This window comes from Flagellimonas sp. B-3, from assembly GCF_056857835.1.
Genome location: NZ_JBSXNW010000018.1, coordinates 131,406 through 152,524, shown reverse-complemented (window position 1 = coordinate 152,524; position 21,119 = coordinate 131,406). Strand labels below are relative to the sequence as shown.

The window sequence follows — 21,119 nt, the reverse complement described above, 5'->3', positions numbered from 1 at the left end:
AAATGTTGATTAATAATCGATTAATTGACGAGGCTAATCAACTTAGTTAAAAAGCCCTAAAGGGCTTGCTCCTCTTACCAATCCCCCATCGCAGCGTCCAAATCATACTACGGCAATGCCCTTGGTCAATTTCCCAAACTTTTTTTGTACAATTTTTGAATCTTTGTTGCTTCAAAAACACCATTCATCAATCCAAATGAGCCATTCGTCAATTGGGTGTGCAGAATTATTGCGTATCGTGTAGTTTCGTCATCAAAATAAGACAATGACTACACTTGAAACTATAAACGCCTTACAGATATTCTGCTTGGTAGCTTTGGGATTTATTATTTACATAGCCGGATGGCTACATGGTGCCCATTGGGGAAAAAGAAACAGGGTGTAATACAATAGCCAAGCACATATTGGCGTTGAATCCATTCCAAACCAACGTAAACCTACTTAGCCATTTTTTGGAGACATCCCGATATTGAGCGTATTTTGGCCTATTTTGGCGATGGGCAATACACCATTAAAATTGATAAGCTACGTAGCGGAGAAATACGCTATTTGTGTTGGCACAAAAGCAACAGTATCTTGGCCAAACCCAACTTGATCCTTCGGGATGGAAAAATGAAGCAAGCCCCGAACGGGGAAACCACAGAATACATTTTTTTATTTGAAGAACGGGTTTTTACCGTGGAACACATTACTTCAAAAATGAAGGGAGGCGCAAGTTACTTTTTTATAGAGGTCACCGATGAGCATCATAAAAAAAGTACTTGGAAAATGGAACAAATGCCCATTCCCAAGTACTTTCGCCACTTAGTTTAACCTTATGGTCAATTGAAAAGAACCGTAAACATAACGGCACCTTTGCCCATTGCTTCATTTTGAGCGGGCGAAGCAACGAGAAATCTCTCAAGTGTAATTCCGTGCTTTACACGGAATCCAGTGCCATTTGTTACATCGCTTATTTTCGGCTTGGTTAAATGACCAGAGCTCAGGGACGGGAACCAAATCGTTATTACAGAAATGACAGTTTCTAAACTCAGAAATAAACCATCGATCAACAAAAAACGAAAACAAAAGGCCACTTCCTTTTTACATCCCAAATCGCTACATTTGAGGTTTGCTATGATTTATGATCAATTACGAAGAACATATTGAGGTTAAGGGCGCAAGGGTCCATAACCTAAAAAATATAGATGTCACCATTCCCCGCGAAAAGCTTGTTGTAATCACAGGACTTTCGGGCAGCGGGAAATCCTCCCTAGCCTTCGATACCATTTATGCCGAGGGGCAACGTAGGTACATTGAAACCTTTTCGGCCTACGCCAGACAGTTTTTGGGCGGATTGGAACGGCCCGATGTGGATAAAATTGATGGACTCTCCCCCGTAATCGCCATTGAACAGAAAACCACTTCAAAATCTCCCCGCTCTACGGTGGGCACCATTACCGAGGTGTACGACTTCCTACGCTTGCTCTTTGCCCGCGCAGGAGACGCCTACAGTTACAACACGGGCGAAAAAATGGTAAGCTATAGCGATGAACAGATCAAAGATCTGATCATTGAAACCTACCTCGGCAAAAAAATAAATGTGTTGGCACCGGTAATCAAGTCCAGAAAAGGACATTACCGCGAACTTTTTGAACAGATTGCAAAGCAAGGCTTTGTAAAAGTCAGGGTTGATGGTGAAATTACCGACATAACCAAGGGAATGAAGGTGGATCGCTACAAAACCCACGACATTGAGATTGTAATAGATCGTTTGAAGGTTAGCGATAGCGAGGATTTTCATAAACGGTTGAGCGAAACCATCAATACGGCCATGTACAGCGGAGACAATGTGCTCATGGTTTTGGAAGAGGGCGAAACAGTGCCGCGTTACTTTAGTAGGGATTTAATGTGTCCGTCATCCGGTATCTCCTATCCCACTCCGGAGCCCAATACTTTTTCCTTTAACTCGCCAAAAGGAATGTGCCCTGAGTGCAGTGGCCTGGGCCATGTGTTTCAAGTGAACGAGGATAAAATAATCCCGAACAAAAAAATATCCATCAAATCAGGAGGCCTTGCACCTTTGGGAGAATACAAAAAATCGTGGGCCTTTAAACAACTGGAAACCATTGCGCAACGCTACAATTTTGAACTAACGGATGCCATAGAAAAGATTCCAGAAGAAGCCATGAACGTTATTTTGAACGGTGGCAAGGAAAGTTTTGAGGTAGACTCCAAAAGTCTTGGCGTAAAAAGGCAGTATAAAATTGATTACGAAGGCATTTCCAATTTCATCAAAACCCAATACGAAGAAGCCAATTCCGCTTCGATAAAGCGATGGGCCAAAGATTATATGGACAAAGTGGAATGTCCCACTTGTGATGGTTCTCGTTTGCGAAAGGAGTCTCTCTATTTTAAAATTGATGGTAAGAACATTGCCGAATTGGCAGAAATGGACATTGCCGAACTTGCCAATTTCTTTACACATTTAGAAGATACACTGGAAGGCAACCAAAAAAAGATTGCCGAGGAAATTATAAAGGAAATCAAGTCCCGTGTTGGTTTTTTGTTGGATGTTGGGCTGGATTACCTCTCGTTGAACCGAGGTTCCAAATCTTTGTCCGGCGGTGAGGCACAGCGTATTCGATTGGCCACACAAATAGGTTCGCAATTGGTGGGCGTGCTCTACATTTTGGACGAACCCAGCATTGGTCTGCACCAACGCGACAATGAACGTTTGATCCAATCCTTGGAGGCATTGCGCGATATAGGCAATTCCGTTATTGTGGTGGAACACGACCGGGATATGATCGAAAGTGCCGACCATGTGATTGATATTGGTCCAAAAGCGGGAAAACACGGCGGGGAAATCATTTCCGAAGGCAGTCCAAAAGAATTGATCGATCACCATACGATAACCGCACAATACATTACGGGCGAGCTCGAAATTCCAGTGCCCGAAAAACGACGCAAAGGAACTGGAAAAAAAATCACCCTTTCGGGCTGTACAGGGAATAACCTTAAAAATGTAACGGTAGATTTCCCTTTGGGAAAACTTATCGGGGTCACAGGAGTTTCAGGAAGCGGCAAATCCACTTTGGTCAACGAAACCCTCTACCCTATTATGAACGCACATTATTTTAATGGGGTAAAAAAACCGATGCCGTATAAAAAAATTACGGGCTTGCAGCATATTGACAAGGTTATCGACATCAACCAATCCCCGATTGGTCGAACCCCACGTTCCAATCCAGCAACATATACGGGTGTTTTTAGCGAGATCCGTTCCTTGTTCTCCAAAACTACCGAAGCTACCATTCGAGGGTACAAACCCGGTCGCTTTAGTTTTAATGTAACCGGAGGGCGTTGCGAAACCTGCCAAGGAGGAGGTCTCAAAGTGATTGAAATGAACTTTTTGCCCGATGTTTATGTGGAATGCGAGACCTGCAATGGTAAAAGATTCAACCGGGAGACTTTGGAAATACGCTACAAGGGAAAATCCATTGCAGATGTTTTGGAGATGACCATCAACGAAGCGGTGGATTTTTTTGAAAATATTCCAAAAATTCATCGTAAACTTAAGACAATAAAAGATGTAGGCCTGGGTTATATATCATTGGGACAGCAGTCCACTACCCTTTCCGGCGGTGAGGCCCAAAGGGTAAAGTTGGCCACGGAGCTTTCCAAAAGAGATACTGGAAATACCTTTTACATCCTCGACGAGCCAACCACGGGCCTCCATTTTGAAGATATTCGAGTGCTTATGGAAGTGCTTGACCGCTTGGTTGACAAGGGAAACACCATTTTAGTAATTGAGCACAATATGGACGTTATTAAAATGATGGACCATATTATAGACATTGGTTACGAAGGAGGAAGAGGCGGCGGAACGGTTGTTGCAACGGGAACTCCGGAAGAGGTGGCTAAAGACAAGAAAAGCTACACAGCCAAATTCTTGAGGAAAGAATTAGAAAACACAAAACAAAAAATTAAACGCGCGGTTTAAAATACGAGACAACTATGCAGATGCGAAAAGAAAAACATTCCAAAGGATGGAATGAGATCAAGACAAACGATTCATGGGCCATATTCAAAATTATGGGCGAGTTTGTCAATGGATTTGAAAAAATGAGCGTAATAGGCCCTTGTGTATCCATTTTTGGGTCCGCAAGGGTTCGGGAAGGTCATCCTTATTATGATTTGGCGGTAAAAATCTCCAAAAAAATTTCCGAGGCCGGTTATGGCGTCATTACCGGAGGTGGACCGGGTATTATGGAAGCAGGTAACAAAGGGGCCAACCTAGCTGGAGGGACATCGGTGGGCTTGAACATAGACCTGCCTTTTGAACAGCACGACAATCCTTACATTGACGATGACAAAAGCCTTGATTTTGATTATTTCTTTGTTAGAAAAGTAATGTTTGTAAAATATTCCCAAGGCTTTGTGGTAATGCCGGGAGGTTTTGGTACGTTGGATGAATTCTTTGAGGCTCTCACACTTATTCAAACACACAAAATACATACATTCCCAATTATACTTGTTGGTACGGAGTTCTGGAAAGGACTTATGGATTGGATCAAGAATACCCTGATCGAGGCTGGTAATATTAGCGCAAAAGACCTGGATTTAATCAAATTAGTGGACACCGAGGATGAAGTCGTCGAAATTATTGATGCCTTTTACAAGGGCAGAACCCTTAGTCCAAATTTTTAATCTTGTTGTATTGATCAACCATCGGGTATTACTTAGCATTTCGCTGCTTGTTATAATGGTGTGTCCCAAACTTTGGGGACAGCACAAAAATGAAATAGTGGCCACACTCGATGGACCCACCCACCAAATACGGATTCGACAACATTTCACCTATGTCAACCAATCGAAAAAGGGACTGTCCACATTGTATTTTAACGATTGGAACCATGCCTATTCCAACAAAAACACAGCACTGGCCAAACGGTTTGCGGAAGAATTCAACCGAAGCCTTCATTTGGCAAAAGACAGGGAACGTGGCAAGACCACCATTAAAACTATTGTGGATGACAAATACGCTGGTTTGGATTGGAAACGGGAGGGGAATTCGGATATCATTTCCGTTACGCTGAACGAAGTCCTAAAACCCAGTGAATCCATTCAGTTGTTTTTTACCTACACCATTAAATTGCCCAGTGCCAAGTTTACGGGTTACGGACGCACCGATAACCTTGGCTACAACTTACAGGATTGGTACTTGACCCCAGCAGTTTTTGATGGCGACTGGAAATTGTACAACAACATAAACCTTGACGACCTCTATACGGATATTACGGAGACCCGAATCAATTTTACCTTCCCAGAGCAATTGTTTTTGGCATCAAACTACCGAATGTCCAGTATTGCTAGTTTTCCGGGAGGGCAACATGTGCAGCTTATTGGCGACAAGAGAAAAAACTGTGAAATTATTCTCACCATTGATAAAAGGTTCACCAAGCACGTTACGGATTACCTCACCATCACTACGGATATTGAATCGAACAAGTACGAGGAAATATCCCAAGGAATATCCATTATAAAAATTGCTCAATTTCTTCATGAAAACTTAGGAGGCTACCCTCATGACAATCTTTTGGTGAGTGAATTCGACTATAATAGATCTCCGCTTTACGGAATCAGCCAGCTTCCTTCTTTTATAAGGCCATACGAAGAACAGTTTCAATTTGAAATGAAGTTTTTGAAAACGGCCATTCGCAATTATTTAAAGGAGTCTTTATACCTAGACCCACGAAAGGAACGATGGGTGAATGATGCGATTGGATACTATTTAATGATCAAATATGTGGAAGAGCATTACCCCGATCAAAAACTGATAGGTAAACTTTCCAAAATCTGGGGATTAAAAAACTTCCATTTGGCAAAAATGGATTTTAACGAGCAGTATTCCCTGTTCAGTATGCTATCGGCTCGTAAAAACATAGACCAAGCACTAACAACTTCCAACGATTCCCTGATCAAGTTTAACCAAAAAATTGCCAACGGGTACAAAGCTGGTCTTGGCATGTCTTATCTGTCTGCTTATTTGGGTGAAAAGAAAATAGACAGTACGGTGCTGGATTTCTTCAAAAATTACAAACAAAAACAGTTTGTATCGGCCGCTGATTTTAGAAAAACCATCGAAAAATATGCGGACAAGGAAGTGGATTGGTTTTTTGAAGAATATGTGTCCACAGACAAAAAGATTGATTTCAAGATCAAGAAGGTTGAAAAAACCGAAGATTCCATCACCTTTGTACTTAAGAATAAACGGGGAACCAAAGTGCCCATATCGGTTTTTGGGCTCGAAAATGATTCCGTGGTATCCCAGTATTGGTTTTCGGACATAGATACCACCGAAAGCTTTACCATTCCCCGAAAGAGTGAAGATCGTTTGGTTTTGAACTACGATCAAAAAATCCCCGAGTTCAATCAGCGTGATAATTGGAAGACTTTGAACGGTTGGCTATCGAGCAATAAGAAATTAAAGTTCCAATTTTTTAAAGACACCGAGGACCCTTATTACAATCAGGTGTTTTATGTCCCCATTGCAAACTTTAACCTATACGATGGCATAACACCCGGATTAAGGCTCTACAACAAAACCTTTCTGGAAAGACAATTCCAGTACGATATATCGCCCACTTATTCCTTTTTGGAACGCACCTTTGTGGGGAAAGTTGGTTTTAGGTACCGTAAGTATCATAAAAAAACCGGGCTCTATGTTACCAATTATTCGTTTTCGGCATCGTCTTCGCACTTTCAGGAAAACTCTAGGTTTTCCACATTGACGCCTGCCGTGAGTTTTGGGTGGCGACCCGAGGATTTGCTTTCCAACAGAAGACAATATTTGCTATTAAGGTACAGGAGTGTTTTTAGAAGTATCGACGATAATCTTGTAGGCGAATTGGACACTGATCCAGATTACAGTGTTATGAACGTTAGGTATACCGATGTGGACAACAATATACTTAACTATTCCTCTTGGTCTGTAGATGCCCAACATTCCAGCGAGTTTACCAAGATTGCCTTTGAACTGGAATATAGAAAATTGTTTCAGAGCAACAGGCAACTGAACTTGCGCTTTTATGCGGGTAAATTTTTACGCAACAAAACGGAATCGGACTTTTTTAGTTTTGCCTTGGACAGACCAACGGATTACATGTTCGACCTTGCCTATTTGGGTAGGTCGGAGGATTCCGGAATATACAGTCAGCAAGTTATTATTGCCGAGGGCGGGTTCAAATCAAAGCTAGAAAACCCTTTTGCAAACGATTGGATTGCTACGACCAACGCAAGCACCAATATTTGGCGATGGGTAGAAGCCTACGGCGACCTTGGTTTTATTAAAAATAAAGGTTTTGATCCCCGCTTTGTTTACGATTCCGGTATTCGCCTAAATTTGGTAACGGACTATTTTGAGCTCTACTTCCCCGTATATTCCAACAAAGGTTGGGAAATTGCCCAGAACGATTATGAGGAACGTATTCGTTTTGTTGTGACCATAAGCCCTAGAACCTTGATTGGGTTGTTTACAAGAAAGTGGTTTTAATAAAAAAGAATTCCCGCACAAGCATCGGGGTTTTCATTACAACTGTCATTCCCGTAAAAACGGGAATCCAAAAATAGAATTTCGGTTTTTGACCATGGCGTTAAAATGAAATCAGCGAAATATTCTTATGGCTTGCCTTGGAGATAGTTGGTTTTAATAAATTATTTATTTTATCAATATGATAATCAAAAGCTTTTTTTGCATCGTTAAAATGATAAATACATAATATACCAAGTGTATTTTTGAATTATTTATATTTTATTAACGGAGTTGCACGTTGCAATTTTGAAGGATTTTTAGTAATTTCGCAGAAATCTTCAACAATCCATGAAACCTAACCCAAGTACAAGTAACGATATTTCCTTTGACGATTTCAAATCTCAGATTCTTCAAGATTATGAAACAGCTGTCACCAGCAGGGAATGTAGTGTAATGGGAAGGCGGGAAGTACTTTCTGGAAAAGCCAAGTTTGGTATTTTTGGAGATGGAAAGGAACTTCCACAGTTGGCCATGGCAAGGGCATTTCAAGATGGTGATTTTAGGAGCGGGTATTACCGTGACCAGACCTTTATGATGGCATTGGGCTATTTAAGTCCAAAAGCCTTTTTTCACGGACTCTATGCCACAACCGATCTGGAGAAAGAGCCCATGAGTGCCGGAAGGCAAATGGGCGGCCATTTTGTAACCCATAGTTTAAATGAAGATGGTTCTTGGAAAAACCTAACGGAACAAAAAAACAGTAGCGCAGATATTTCTTGTACAGCAGGCCAAATGCCCCGTTTGCTCGGTTTGGCCCAAGCCTCTAAAATATATCGTAACGTTGAAGGCATTGATCAGACCAACTTCTCCAAGAATGGGGATGAAGTAGCCTGGGGGACCATCGGTAACGCCAGTACCAGTGAGGGACATTTTTTTGAAACAATGAATGCCGCCGGGGTAATGCAAGTGCCCATGGTTATCTGTATTTGGGATGATGAATACGGTATTTCCGTACCATCGGAATACCACACCACCAAAGGTGACATCTCCGAAGCCCTTAGCGGATTGCAACGTGATGACGATAAAAAAGGCTTTGAAATATTAAAAGTAAAGGGCTGGGATTACACTGCCCTGATCCATGCTTTCGAAAATGCTTCGGACATTGCCAGGGAAGGTCATGTGCCCGTACTTATCCATGTAACAGAGCTTACCCAACCCCAAGGTCACTCTACTTCGGGCTCGCACGAAAGATACAAGTCCTCCGAACGTTTGGAATGGGAGCGGGAAAATGATTGCAACAAACGTTTTAGAGAGTGGATTCTTGAGAACGGCATAAGCACCGAAGAGGACCTTAAAAAAGTGGAACGCGAAATAAAACATAAAGTCCGGGCCGCCAAAAAAGAAGCTTGGTCCGAGTTTTTAAAACCACAATTGGCCGCTAAAAAAGAATTGGTACCCCTACTGGAAAAGGCAGCTAACCAAAGTCCAAATCGTGCTTTTATAAACAAGTTGAAAAACGACTTAATTGCCATCGAGGAACCCCTGAAAAAAGATTTAGCGTCCAAATCCAGACAGGCGCTTCGTTACCTTTTGGGAGAATCCACACCAGAGAAAAAACAGCTTCAACAATGGGTGGATGATTTTTTGGCAACCAATGAGCCACAATTTAGCTCACATCTATATAACGAACTTAGTAATAAAGCCACCAAAGTGGAACAAGTACTCCCCTCCTATTCCAATGAGGACGAAGTTGATGGAAGAATCATTTTAAGGGATAATTTTGATGCCCTTTTCACAAAATACCCAGAAGCTTTGGTATTTGGCGAGGATACCGGAAATATCGGGGATGTAAACCAAGGGCTTGAAGGGCTTCAAAAGAAATATGGGAAATTAAGGGTTGCCGATACGGGAATACGTGAAACTTCCATAATAGGCCAAGGAATTGGAATGGCACTACGTGGGTTGCGCCCCATTGCCGAAATACAATATTTGGATTACATCCTTTACGCTATCCAAACATTGAGCGACGATTTGGCAACGCTAATGTACCGAACCGTCGGAAAACAAAAGGCACCGCTTATTGTACGTACCAGAGGACACCGTTTGGAGGGAATTTGGCACTCCGGTTCACCCATGGGCGGATTGATCAATTTGTTAAGGGGAATGTACATCCTTACTCCCAGAAACATGACGCAAGCAGCAGGTTTCTACAACACACTTATGAAAAGTGACGAACCTGCCCTGGTTATCGAAAGCCTGAACGGGTATCGTTTAAAAGAAAAGAAACCTTCCAATTTAGGTGAGTTCTGCACGCCAATAGGTAAAGTGGAAACGCTAAAAGAAGGAACGGACATTACATTACTATCCTACGGATCTACCCTTAGGATTGTGGAAAAAGTAGCCAACGACCTTTTGGAAGTAGGTATAGATGCTGAAGTGATCGATGCCCAATCATTACTTCCGTTTGATTTGGAACATGATGTGGTAAAAAGTCTGCAAAAAACCAACAGGTTCTTGGTAATCGATGAAGATGTTCCCGGTGGATGTTCTGCCTATTTATTGCAAGAAGTGGTTGAAAAACAAGGAGGCTACCGTTATTTGGACAGTGCTCCGCAAACTTTGTCGGCAAAAGCGCACCGTCCAGCTTACGCATCAGATGGGGATTACTTTTCCAAACCCAACGCCGAGGATATCTTTGAGAAGGTTTACCAAATTATGCACGAATCCGACCCTAACTCCTATCCAGCGCTTAGGTAATGTTTTGGCGTACGTCAACCCAAAAACACTTTTCGTCAATTATTGTTACGTTTTTTAAAACATAATTTATACATTCACATGGATTAAAATTTTCCCCAAGAATGAAAAACAATACTTTGATACACCTAGGGCTTGCTTTGCTAAGAATTGTTCCCTCTGCATTTATGCTAACCCACGGTTACCCTAAACTTATGAATCTAATCAACGGTAACACGGAATTTGCCAACCCTTTTGGCATTGGTCAAGCTCCGTCTCTTTTTTTGGCCGTTGTTGGTGAATTTATCTGTCCACTTTTAATCATTATAGGTTTTAAAACCAGATGGGCCGCTATACCTACCGCAATAACTATGTTTGTTGCAGGTTTTATGATCCACGGAGCTGATCCATTCGGAAAAAAGGAGATGGCTTTACTTTACCTAACCATATTTGTGGTCATCATGCTATTGGGTCCAGGTAAATACAGTGTGGACAAAAGGTAATCCTAAATTATTTCGGAAAGGAGTTCTTTTAATAAGTCAGCTTGTGTCATGTTGCTGGCCCCTACCCCTTTGCCTTTTAAATCCAATGTCCTTAGACTGGAGATAATACCGCTCACCCTTTTCATAGGGTAGTTTTTTGCGGCCACTACGTATTCGTTCACAAAGTATGGATTTACTCCCAAGGCTTTGGCCACATTACCTGGAGAATGGTCTTTAAGCCCATGATACTGCAACAACTGCGTAAAAAATGTGTTCAACAGTGTAACCGTTACCACAAATGGGTTGTCCTTTGGATTTTGGGCAAAGTAGTCCATAATTTGGGACACTTTTTTTACGTTGCGTTCACCAATTGCCTTTTTCAGCTCAAAATTGTTGAAATCCTTGCTGATACCAATATGCTCCTCTATCAAATCAGGTGTGATTTCGGTAGTTGGGGGCACCACCAAGGTCAATTTATCGAGCTCGTTGCTGATTTTGCTCAAGTCCGTCCCCAAAAACTCCACGAGCATCACGCAAGATTTTGGTGATATCTTATATTTTTTGCTGGCCAAAGTTCTCCTTATCCAATCAGCAACTTGGTTATCGTAAAGCTTTTTACTTTCAAAAAGTTCCCCACTCTTTTTTATGGTCTTGTAGAGCTTTTTACGCTTATCCAATTTTTTATATTTGTAACAAAGCACCAAAATCGTTGTCGGCTGCGGATTCTCGGCGTAAGAAACAAGGTTTTCGATGGTTCTGGAAAGGTGCTGTGCCTCTTTAACTATAACAACTTGGTGCTGAGCCATCATCGGAAATCGCTTGGCATTGGCTACTATTTCATCAACAGAGGTCTCTTTGCCATAAAGCACCATTTGGTTAAACCCCTTTTCATCTTCCGTAAGAACATTTTCGGCTATGTACTGGGAAATACGGTCAATATAGTAAGGCTCCTCCCCCATTAAAAAATAAATAGGTTTTGGGTTTCCCTTATTGATTTCCGATACAATCTCTTTTACTTTGTCCATTCAATTTATATCACCAGTTTTGTAGCATGCAAGCTTTGAACTTTCCGTCTTATTCATTTCGAATCAAAAATAGCCAAAATAGACAGTACATTTTTGACGATATACGTAAAAAATTTGTGGTACTCCAACCTGAAGAATGGGTACGACAGCATGTACTTCATTTTTTGGTGTATACGAAAAACTACCCTAAAAGCCTGGTGAATGCCGAAAAGCAACTAACGGTCAACAAACTCAAGAAACGCTACGATGTTGTTGTTTTTAATTCGGATGGTTCCATTTTTCTGCTTGTGGAGTGCAAAGCTCCAGAAATTAAAATAACCCAATCCACCTTCGACCAAATTGCGAGGTACAACTATCAACTAAAAGCGGACCACCTTATGGTGACCAATGGTTTGGAACATTATTATTGTGAAATGGACCACGGAAATGAAAAATACAGGTTTTTAGAGGAAATTCCTGATTTTAGCCGTTAATTTGCCTCCGTTTTGAAAATTGCCGTCGTCATACTTAATTGGAATGGGGAAGCCTTGCTCGAAAGGTTCCTGCCTTCGGTTATGGAATATTCCGAAGGGGCCGATATTTATGTGGTGGACAATGCGAGTACCGATGGTTCTGTCGATTTTTTAAAGCAACACTACCCTACTATTGGGATTGTTCAAAATGCTTGGAACGGAGGTTTTGCCAAAGGTTACAACGATGGGTTAAAAAACATTGAGGCAGATGTGTTCTGCTTGTTGAATTCTGATGTTGAGGTAACTCCAAACTGGCTAAAACCCATAAAAGAAGCCTTTAACAACCTTCCCGACGCTTCCATAATCCAACCCAAAATATTGGATCTTAACCAAAAGGACCATTTTGAATATGCCGGTGCAGCTGGAGGGTTTATAGACATGTTCGGTTATCCATTTTGCAGGGGAAGAATTTTTCAGACCATAGAAAAGGACGAAGGTCAGTACGACGATGTAAAAGAAGTTTTTTGGGCCACAGGTGCATGTATGTTTATCAAAAGTGATGTGTTCCGAAAACTAGGCGGCTTCGATGAGGACTACTTTGCCCATCAAGAAGAAATTGACCTGTGTTGGCGGGCCAAAAATGCCGGGCACAAAGTGTATTATGTTGGCCAAAGCCATGTGTATCATTTGGGGGGCAGTACATTATCCAACATGAATCCCAAAAAAACGTATCTGAATTTTAGGAACTCCCTCTACTCCATCACAAAAAACCTTCCAAGAAAAAAAGCGCTTCCCATAATTTTTGTCCGTTTACTACTGGATGGCATTGCTGCCGTACGATTCATTTTTCAATTAAAGTTTGACCACTGTTTTGCTATTTTAAAGGCTCATCTCAGTTTTTATGTTAACTTTATAAAAATGTACAGAAAGCGCGAAAAAGCTAATTTTTTATTAAAGTACTATATTACGACATCCATAGTATGGTCCTATTTCGTACATCAAGTAAATAATTTTAACATTTTAGTAAAAGATTAACGATGCCTAAATATAGATACCTTGCTTTTTATCTAATTTTGGTATTGTTTTTCGACATTTGATAAATCTAACAATCCTTAAATTATATTCTGAACTATGAAAAAATTTTTTCTAGGAACATTGGCGATGACAGTTCTTCTATCTTCTTGCGTATCGCAAAAGAAATATGCCGATCTTGAAGCCAAACACAAAGAAACCCAAGACCTATTGAATTCTGCAACCGTTAAATTGAACGATTGCTTGGAAGAAAAAGCAACTGCAGATTCCAGGTTGAAAACACTTGAAGACCAAAACGCATTCCTTAAAGCAAATAACCAAGAGCTCATCAACAACATGGGCAACTTGACAACGCTTACTACAAAAGGTGCCGAAAACCTTGAGAAGTCACTTGAAAGTCTTCAGGAAAAAGACCTTACCATCAGAAAATTGCAAAATGCCGTTACACGTAGAGACTCTGTAAACCTTGCTTTGGTACAGAGCCTAAAAGGCGTATTGGGCAACTTGGATGACGAAGACATCGAAATTAGTGTTGAAAAAGGTGTTGTATTCGTATCCATTTCCGATAAATTGTTGTTTAGAAGCGGAAGCTACAACGTAACAAATGCAGCAAAAGAAGTACTTGGCAAAGTAGCCAAAGTGGTGAACAACAAGCCCGATTTTGAATTTATGGTCGAAGGACACACGGATAATGTACCAATTAGAACTTCGGAACTTGCAGATAACTGGGACTTGAGTGTGAAGAGAGCAACCTCTGTTGTTCGTATCCTTCAAAACGACTTTGGTGTAGACCCTGCTAGAATGACAGCTGCAGGACGTAGCTACTATGTACCTCTTGTTGATAACGATACTTCTGCCAATAGAGCTAAGAACAGAAGAACAAGAATTGTTGTACTTCCAAAAATCGATCAGTTCTACAACATGATCGAAGAAGGAATGAAAGACCCAGCTATAGGCGGTACAGGCAAATAAGAAATAAGTTTTAGCTTACAATAATAAAAAAGCGGCCAATTGGCCGCTTTTTTTATTTAATAAATCTCAAGGCTGCCCTTGCCTTCCCGAATTACTACGGGTTCATCGCCAGAGAGGTCTATGACCGTGGAAGCAACATTATCCCCATAACCACCGTCAATTACAATATCCACTAGGTTTTGCCATTTCTCATAAATAAGTTCAGGATCTGTGGTGTATTCCAGAATGTCGTCGTCATCCCGGATGGATGTAGAAACAATTGGGTGGCCCAATTCGGACACCAATGCCCTTGCAATTGCATTGTCGGGCACACGGATACCCACCGTCTTTTTCTTCTTAAAATCTTTCGGAAGATTGTTGTTCCCCGGAAGTATAAAAGTATAAGGCCCGGGAAGGGTACGCTTTAATAATTTAAATGTTGGACCATCTATCTGCCGAACATAATCGGACAGATTGCTTAAATCTGCACAAATAAAGGACCAATTGGCCTTTTCCAACTTTACCCCTTTTATCCTAGCTATGCGCTGTAGGGCCTTTGAGTTGGTAATATCGCAACCAAGACCGTAAACAGTATCCGTGGGATAGATCACAAGCCCTCCTTTCCTAAGCACGTTCACAACTTTTTCAACTTGCTTGGGATTAGGGTTTTCTTCGTAAAGTCTTATCAACTCTGCCATTTTGTTAAGGAATAAACAACAAAGATAACACTTATGCAACCAAATATATGGTGTTCTGTTAGGCATGTTAAATGTTTGATAATACACACAACCTATCACCAGAATCGAATCTTTATAAAGGGAAATGGGCCATTCATCAATTCATATAGGCCATTGGTTGATTTTGACCCTAAATATTAAAATTTATACCCCACCTTTAAATAAAAATCGCATTCTTATGAAATTGAATACACTAATTATAGCATGCATCACTTTTGGATTTTTGATACCTTTCACAAGCTGTAACAATTCCAATTTTATGGAAGAAGAACAATTTGATGCAAAAAACACACTTGCCCAATTGGATAATTTATTAATTCAGCTTAATGGGTTGGACACTACTGATTGTAAAAACTTGGATGAAATAGTGACCATAAACGAAAAAATGCGGAAAAAAGTTGAAAGCATACGGTCCAGCAGAAAATTTGAAGATTTGGTAGCTGCTTATGACGAAGATGAACACCAGATTGGCTTTGTGATCTCGGACGATCAACAATTCGGTGTTTTTTCATGGGAGACCAAAATGGATTGCATGGGTCACAACATTAAAAACATTGCCCTTTATAAATCCAAAAGTAAGATTGTAGCGTCTTCCCTTTATGGAAAACCCATGATCTATTATGGGGTAACATCCACAAATCAGAGCAACGGTAAGACCGTATACCTTCTCAATGGCAGATTTTCTTCGGAAAAAGGACATTTTAATACAACTACCAAAGCCTACACTATAACCAATGGGAGCTTGGCTGAATCGAAAATTCCATTATCGGGAAAACCCCACGAAGGATATGCGGCAACTGGGTTTGAACAATAATACGCTTCCATATTCGGCAATGTACCGCGTATACAGCAACCCTTGCCTTTGTGTTTGAGCTTGAACTTAAGTTTGATGCCCGATGCTGGTTGCTCGATGCCTGAACCTATCATCATAAAAGTGTAAATATGTTCGTGCAAATCCGTAAAATTCATCAACCTAGCCAATCGTCATTCCGAACTGGTTTCGGAATCCCATAAGAGGAGACCCCGAAACCTCCTTTGCTGGTAGACAGGCGAGTTCAAGGCAAGGAGGTTCTTTGCTTTTGTATATCTTCTTTCTGTATTTGAACTTGATACTTGAACTTGTCCGAAGCACGAAGCACGATGCCAGTTGGCAGTTGCAGTACGCAGTAACTCAACAACCCAATAACTTTGTAACTCCGAACTCTGAACTTGTGTCTTGGCTCTCTTTTCTTTCTTCTTTGTTCTTTGCCCTTTGTTCTTGAACTTGTCGAAAGTTTGGAATTTGGCACTTGTTATTTGCTCTTGAACTTGAACTTGTCGGAAGTCAGTTTGCAGTGGCAGCAACCCAATAACTGAATAACCCAATAACATTTCCCGTTGATAAACTTTATTTTTAGTTATTTTTTCTATAAAACCCAATATCATCCAAAACCACAACGCCCAAAGTATCTCTATCAAAAACCAAGTTGATGCTTTGTAACTTGGACAGGTTTAAGCTATCGTTCTGCTTTAGAAAAGAAGAAATGGGCACATAACAACTTTTCAACTGGATTTCGGAAGCTTCACCAATCATTTCTTTATCCAAGAACTTAAATTTAGTGAACTTGGTCTTGATGGTACCCGGCAGTTTGTTGTTATCCGCCAACGCTACCGAAGCAAAGTTTCCTAGACTATCCTGGAGCATAATACTAAAATTGAACCCCACTTTTGGCGTTTCAGGCTTTTCATCTTCATCTTCAAATTTAAGTTCCGATATATCGGCCATGGCCATAGAAAGTGCCAAGGTATCAGCAGTCCCAAAATGCTGCAAGGTGTCGGGCAATCGAATGCTATAAATGGGTATGGAATCAGTTTCAATATCCGAGCCATGGCTCCAACCGAGCACCAATGCGTTGTTCTGCTGGCTCCCGCCATCCCTGGCCAACAATTCTGTTTCACGCCACACCTTAAAATTTTCGGCGGACAATTTTATATCGTTTGAAGCACTGGTTACATCCAAGTCGCCTTCAAAATTGACCAGTACATTTTTATGAATGTCACTGTATTGGCTCCTGTAATCTTCCTTGGGCAACCAATCGCTTACCAAGTCCACATTTTGGAACATAGGCTGATAATCCTTGTTTCCTTTTAGAACAGCCTCCGCAAAAGCGCTCACATAAACTTTGGCAGCTTGGCGCTGTTCTTCACCCGAAATCAAAGGTTTAAGGTTAAGTAACCATTTCATGGGCGCACCAAAATCCGACCGTCCCCAAGTGGAGTTAAACTGACCATGGTTTGCATGATTCATGTAAAGACCAGCTTTGAAGCCATCAAAACCTTCTGAAAATTGCAAACGATGAAAAGGTCGCATTCCCCAAAAACTGGTCTCATCCGAGTCGTAAGCTCCTTGAATTGACAAATAATTGATATCCTCAAGACTGATTTCACGATCATAGCGGTAATCCGTTGGTGCAATAGTGATGATTCCTTGTATGCCAAAATTAAAATTGAACTTCTCGTTGCCATTATCGGGAAACCTATCCAATTTATTAAAAGCTGCTGCGATGGATACCGCTTCTCCACCTCTGGAGTGCCCCACAAGCACAATATTGTCCATGTCCACCTTACCTTTGATATCCGGGTCAGTCCCATCATTCCATTTATTCCATTGCTCCAAGTGCTTTAGCAACAACCAAGCACGGGTGGGCATTTCTTTCCCCATAAAATCTCCGGACCAATGCCCATTGATGAAATTTTCATCAACAGAGACGCCTATGATCCCCCTACTGGCCAAAAGCTCTCCAAGATAGGCATAGCCTCCATCCGAATAATCGAGCATACTATGGTTGCCGTGCACCATCATTACCATTGGGAAGGGACCTTCTCCTTTGGGCATGTACACACGGGCATTCAAAGGAAAGCTGTCCACACCAAAGCCCCAATATTTTTCACGCCATTTTTTCTTTTTCCCTTTCCACTCAGGAAGCAATCGTGAAGCATCGACCGTTGGGGTTTTTATCTTAATACCTGCTGCATATTCAGGTCGTTTTTCATCCGTTCCGCTTCCGTAGGTAAAAACCTCTACCTCAAAATCCCCTTTTTGGGAAGGGTCTTCAATACCCATTTCACTCAAAAAGGTAACATCAATCGTTTCTTCTGATGATGATGTTTCCACATAAGGATCACCATCCAAAGCATTGAACCCATAAAAGCCCAAAACCCCCAGAGCAACACTCAGAATGACAAGAAAGCCCCCTTTTTTAGCATTCTTTTTTTTGATGATTTGCCAAACACCCAAAGTGAGCAGAATGAAACAGACAAAACCAAACAATGCCAATCCGTAAAATAAAATAGAAGGCCACCTGAAGGTATACATCCGCATAATATAAAGTGCCAAAAACCCGCCAAGAACGGTAGTCACAAGAGTAATTGGGATTTTTTTGACGAAAGGGGCAATCCAGGTCAGCACTAATTTTAAGATGATGAGCAATACAAAGCCAATTAGAGTTCCTACCAGCATTGTCACCCAAGCCGGGTATCCAATGGCATAATGATAGCCTGCCACCCCGAAAAGTGTAATAACAAGAAATGTAACCGCTAAAAACACAGGTTTGAAAAAGAGATCTTTCATGAAAGAGAGGTTGGTTGGTTTGGTCTATTAATTAAAAATAATAGCTTTGAATTTAAGCATTTTTACCCACCCGAACAGCCACAAAAGAATTATTTGGAGAATCCCTAAACCGACATTGGTTTTATTGACAGAAGGTAAAAACTGAGGTTAGGCATTATCCAAAACCTCAAGTTTGGCAAAACGGAGCAGTAACTTTTTAATGCCGCCTTGGTCAAAATGGATTTCAGCCTTCCTATCGTTTCCCGCACCTTCAATGTTAAGTATTTTCCCTCTTCCAAAACGGGTGTGGTTTACCCGTGCACCGACCACGAGACCTGGGTCTAAATCCATGGGTTTGGTCGGGGCAGAAATTTCAGGTTTGAGTTTCCTTAATTTGCGCAACTGGTTTTCGTTGGGTTTTTGCACACTCGGTGGCGTCCCGTTTTTCGGTTTCACCTGTCTTAGTTTGCTCTTGTCCACCTCTCCAAAAATATTCTTGTCGATCGTGGATTTATACCGATAACCATCGTTCACGGGAGTTAGATTCTCCACATACTTCTCTTCTATTTCCTCCAAAAACCGACTCGGTTCGGCATCAATGAGTTTGCCCCATCTGTATCTGTTTTGGGTATAGGTAAGAAATGCTTGCTTTTCGGCCCGTGTTAGTGCTACGTAGAACAACCTTCGCTCCTCTTCCAACTCACTTCGAGTATTCATGCTCATGGCCGAGGGAAACAAATCTTCTTCCATTCCAACAATGTACACGTAAGGAAACTCCAACCCTTTGGCCAAGTGGATAGTCATTAGAGCTACCCTATCATCATCCTCGATATCCTTGTCCATATCGGTGGCAAGGGCCACATCTTCCAAAAACTCGGTCAAGCTACCTGTGGCATCGGCAATTTCTTTTTGACCCTCTACAAAATCTTTGATCCCGTTCAATAGTTCCTCGATGTTCTCCATCTTGGCAATACCTTCGGGCGTACCATCTTTTTTGAACTCCAACAACAGCCCTGTTTTTTTGGCCACATGTTCCGCCAGGGTAAATGCATCGGAACCCTCGTTCATGATTTGGAAACTCTTGATCATGGTAACGAAATCCGTCAACTTACGCTTGGTTCCGGCATTGATGTTCAAATTGAGCTTGTCCAGATGCTCCATTACCTCATAAATGGAACGTCCGTAATGGTTAGCTGCCACCACCAGCTTATCCACAGTGGTCTGCCCTATCCCACGTGTGGGGAAGTTGATGACCCGCTTTAGCGCTTCCTCATCTTTAGGGTTGATGATAAGTCGCAAATAGGCCAATACATCCTTAATCTCCTTTCTTTGGTAGAACGACAATCCGCCATAAATACGATAGGGAATATCCCGCTTTCGGAGGGCATCTTCAATGGCACGGGATTGTGAATTGGTTCGATACAAAACAGCAAACTCACCGTTTTGCATTTGTTGCTGCATTTTGTTCTCAAAAATGGAACCTGCCACATACCGTCCCTCTTCTGCATCGGTAACGCTCCGGTGTATTTTTATGAGTCCGCCATCATCGTTGGAGGTCCAAACATTCTTCTCCAACTGGTTTTTATTGTTCGCGATGATAGAATTGGCTGCGTTTACAATATTTTTTGTGGAACGATAGTTCTGTTCCAAACGATAAACGGCAACATTATCATAATCCCTTTGGAAATTTAAGATGTTACTGATGTTCGCTCCACGGAACGAATAGATACTCTGGGCATCGTCCCCTACCACGCAAATGTTTTGGTATCGGTCCGACAGTGCTTTTACAATCAAGTACTGAGAATGGTTGGTATCTTGGTACTCATCCACCAAAATGTATCGGAAACGGTCCTGATACTTCATCAATACCTCTGGGAAACGGGTCAACAACTCATTGGTCCGCAACAAAAGGTCATCAAAGTCCATCGCACCCGCCTTGAAGCATCTATCCACATAATTCTGATAAATCTCCCCTAATCTTGGGCGTTTGGCCATGGCATCGGCCTCCATTAATTCAGGGTTCTGAAAATAGGCCTTGACGGTAATCAAGCTGTTTTTGTAAGATGAAATCCGGTTTTGTACCTGCTTGTATTTGTAAATATCCTTGTCCAGCCCCATTTCCTTGATGATGGAAGCAATCAAACGTTGGGAATCCTGTGTATCGTAAATGGTAAAGTTGCTTGGATAGCCCAGTTTATCGCCATCGTACCGAAGCAGTTTGGCAAAAACGGAGTGGAATGTCCCCATCCATAGGTTTTTGGCCTCGGAATTTCCAACAATGGCAGCGATACGCTTCTTCATCTCACGCGCTGCCTTGTTGGTAAAGGTAAGGGCCAAAATATTAAAGGAGTCCACCCCCTGCTCCATCAAGTGGGCTATTCTGTAAGTGAGCACCCGGGTTTTACCAGAGCCTGCACCTGCAATTACCATCAACGGACCATCTTTGTGCAATACCGGGGCACGCTGTGCATCATTCAATTCATCTATAAAACTGCTCAAGGACTAGAAACTTTTAAAGTAGGCGTGAAATTAGCCATTATTGAGCTCTTGCTAAAATCATCCTTTTAATTTTTATAAACACCGTAACCGATTTTCTTCTGAT

15 protein-coding genes are annotated in these 21,119 nt (G+C 41.6%); 10 read left to right on the top strand and 5 right to left on the bottom strand.

Annotated features, from left to right (window positions below; translation table 11 throughout):
• The first annotated feature begins 480 nt into the window (after positions 1-480).
• On the top strand, positions 481-813 hold the full coding sequence (locus tag AC13CS_RS06880) for a hypothetical protein (protein ID WP_293163313.1): 333 nt from the start codon (positions 481-483) through the stop codon (positions 811-813).
• Positions 814-821: 8 nt separating this feature from the next.
• On the opposite strand, the gene AC13CS_RS06875 is transcribed toward AC13CS_RS06880, so the two are convergent.
• Positions 822-1,094 carry a hypothetical protein gene (locus AC13CS_RS06875; protein ID WP_293163310.1) on the bottom strand — a complete coding sequence of 91 codons (273 nt, stop codon included), beginning with the start codon at positions 1,092-1,094 and terminating at the stop codon, positions 822-824.
• A 29-nt stretch (positions 1,095-1,123) separates the two neighbouring features.
• On the opposite strand from AC13CS_RS06875, the gene uvrA reads away from it, so the two are divergent.
• The 5 genes from uvrA to AC13CS_RS06850 all read left to right on the top strand — a co-directional run bounded on the left by uvrA (position 1,124) and on the right by AC13CS_RS06850 (position 10,752).
• Positions 1,124-3,985, top strand: a complete 2,862-nt coding sequence (uvrA, locus tag AC13CS_RS06870; RefSeq protein ID WP_293163307.1) for an excinuclease ABC subunit UvrA — start codon at positions 1,124-1,126, stop codon at positions 3,983-3,985.
• Between the two features lie 20 nt (positions 3,986-4,005).
• Positions 4,006-4,692 (top strand): LOG family protein, encoded by a 687-nt coding sequence (locus tag AC13CS_RS06865; RefSeq protein WP_293163304.1) that lies wholly within the window; start codon positions 4,006-4,008, stop codon positions 4,690-4,692.
• On the top strand, positions 4,652-7,537 hold the full coding sequence (locus AC13CS_RS06860; protein WP_293165231.1) for a gluzincin family metallopeptidase: 2,886 nt from the start codon (positions 4,652-4,654) through the stop codon (positions 7,535-7,537). The genes AC13CS_RS06865 and AC13CS_RS06860 overlap by 41 nt, the downstream gene beginning before the upstream one ends.
• Positions 7,538-7,864: 327 nt before the next feature.
• Positions 7,865-10,273: an alpha-ketoacid dehydrogenase subunit alpha/beta gene (locus tag AC13CS_RS06855; protein WP_293163301.1), complete on the top strand. Its 2,409-nt coding sequence runs from the start codon at positions 7,865-7,867 to the stop codon at positions 10,271-10,273.
• A gap of 101 nt (positions 10,274-10,374) precedes the next feature.
• A complete protein-coding gene (locus tag AC13CS_RS06850; protein WP_163624625.1) occupies positions 10,375-10,752 on the top strand; it encodes a DoxX family protein in 378 nt (125 codons plus the stop codon).
• Positions 10,753-10,754: 2 nt separating this feature from the next.
• On the opposite strand, the gene holA is transcribed toward AC13CS_RS06850, so the two are convergent.
• Complete coding sequence (gene holA, locus AC13CS_RS06845) at positions 10,755-11,756, bottom strand: DNA polymerase III subunit delta (protein WP_293163294.1); 1,002 nt, start codon at positions 11,754-11,756, stop codon at positions 10,755-10,757.
• Positions 11,757-11,782: 26 nt separating this feature from the next.
• On the opposite strand from holA, the gene AC13CS_RS06840 reads away from it, so the two are divergent.
• The 3 genes from AC13CS_RS06840 to AC13CS_RS06830 all read left to right on the top strand — a co-directional run bounded on the left by AC13CS_RS06840 (position 11,783) and on the right by AC13CS_RS06830 (position 14,212).
• Positions 11,783-12,229, top strand: a complete 447-nt coding sequence (locus tag AC13CS_RS06840) for a type I restriction enzyme HsdR N-terminal domain-containing protein (RefSeq protein ID WP_293163291.1) — start codon at positions 11,783-11,785, stop codon at positions 12,227-12,229.
• Positions 12,230-12,241: 12 nt separating this feature from the next.
• Positions 12,242-13,243: a glycosyltransferase family 2 protein gene (locus AC13CS_RS06835; protein WP_293163288.1), complete on the top strand. Its 1,002-nt coding sequence runs from the start codon at positions 12,242-12,244 to the stop codon at positions 13,241-13,243.
• Positions 13,244-13,339: 96 nt separating this feature from the next.
• Entirely contained in the window at positions 13,340-14,212 is an 873-nt protein-coding gene (locus tag AC13CS_RS06830; RefSeq protein ID WP_293163285.1) for an OmpA family protein, read from the top strand.
• Between the two features lie 56 nt (positions 14,213-14,268).
• Here the strand turns inward: AC13CS_RS06830 and AC13CS_RS06825 are convergent, their stop codons facing one another.
• On the bottom strand, positions 14,269-14,889 hold the full coding sequence (locus tag AC13CS_RS06825) for an L-threonylcarbamoyladenylate synthase (protein WP_293163282.1): 621 nt from the start codon (positions 14,887-14,889) through the stop codon (positions 14,269-14,271).
• Positions 14,890-15,106: 217 nt separating this feature from the next.
• On the opposite strand from AC13CS_RS06825, the gene AC13CS_RS06820 reads away from it, so the two are divergent.
• Complete coding sequence (locus AC13CS_RS06820) at positions 15,107-15,742, top strand: hypothetical protein (protein ID WP_293163279.1); 636 nt, start codon at positions 15,107-15,109, stop codon at positions 15,740-15,742.
• Between the two features lie 579 nt (positions 15,743-16,321).
• Here the strand turns inward: AC13CS_RS06820 and AC13CS_RS06815 are convergent.
• Together AC13CS_RS06815 and AC13CS_RS06810 are read right to left on the bottom strand one after the other, a co-directional pair.
• Positions 16,322-18,538, bottom strand: coding sequence for a hypothetical protein (locus tag AC13CS_RS06815; RefSeq protein ID WP_293163277.1), 2,217 nt, complete (start codon positions 18,536-18,538; stop codon positions 16,322-16,324).
• Positions 18,539-18,685: 147 nt separating this feature from the next.
• Positions 18,686-21,016: a UvrD-helicase domain-containing protein gene (locus AC13CS_RS06810; RefSeq protein WP_293163274.1), complete on the bottom strand. Its 2,331-nt coding sequence runs from the start codon at positions 21,014-21,016 to the stop codon at positions 18,686-18,688.
• Between the last annotated feature and the right edge of the window lie 103 nt (positions 21,017-21,119).

Bases quoted from the DNA above. Each gene is read 5' to 3' on its own strand.
- AC13CS_RS06830 (WP_293163285.1), top strand. From the start codon at position 13,340: ATGAAAAAATTTTTTCTAGGAACATTGGCGATGACAGTTCTTCTATCT.
- AC13CS_RS06850 (WP_163624625.1), top strand. From the start codon at position 10,375: ATGAAAAACAATACTTTGATACACCTAGGGCTTGCTTTGCTAAGAATT.
- AC13CS_RS06860 (WP_293165231.1), top strand. From the start codon at position 4,652: ATGCCTTTTACAAGGGCAGAACCCTTAGTCCAAATTTTTAATCTTGTT.
- AC13CS_RS06815 (WP_293163277.1), bottom strand. From the start codon at position 18,538: ATGAAAGATCTCTTTTTCAAACCTGTGTTTTTAGCGGTTACATTTCTT.
- AC13CS_RS06840 (WP_293163291.1), top strand. From the start codon at position 11,783: ATGCAAGCTTTGAACTTTCCGTCTTATTCATTTCGAATCAAAAATAGC.
- AC13CS_RS06825 (WP_293163282.1), bottom strand. From the start codon at position 14,889: ATGGCAGAGTTGATAAGACTTTACGAAGAAAACCCTAATCCCAAGCAA.
- AC13CS_RS06865 (WP_293163304.1), top strand. From the start codon at position 4,006: ATGCGAAAAGAAAAACATTCCAAAGGATGGAATGAGATCAAGACAAAC.
- holA (WP_293163294.1), bottom strand. From the start codon at position 11,756: ATGGACAAAGTAAAAGAGATTGTATCGGAAATCAATAAGGGAAACCCA.
- AC13CS_RS06855 (WP_293163301.1), top strand. From the start codon at position 7,865: ATGAAACCTAACCCAAGTACAAGTAACGATATTTCCTTTGACGATTTC.
- uvrA (WP_293163307.1), top strand. From the start codon at position 1,124: ATGATCAATTACGAAGAACATATTGAGGTTAAGGGCGCAAGGGTCCAT.
- AC13CS_RS06820 (WP_293163279.1), top strand. From the start codon at position 15,107: ATGAAATTGAATACACTAATTATAGCATGCATCACTTTTGGATTTTTG.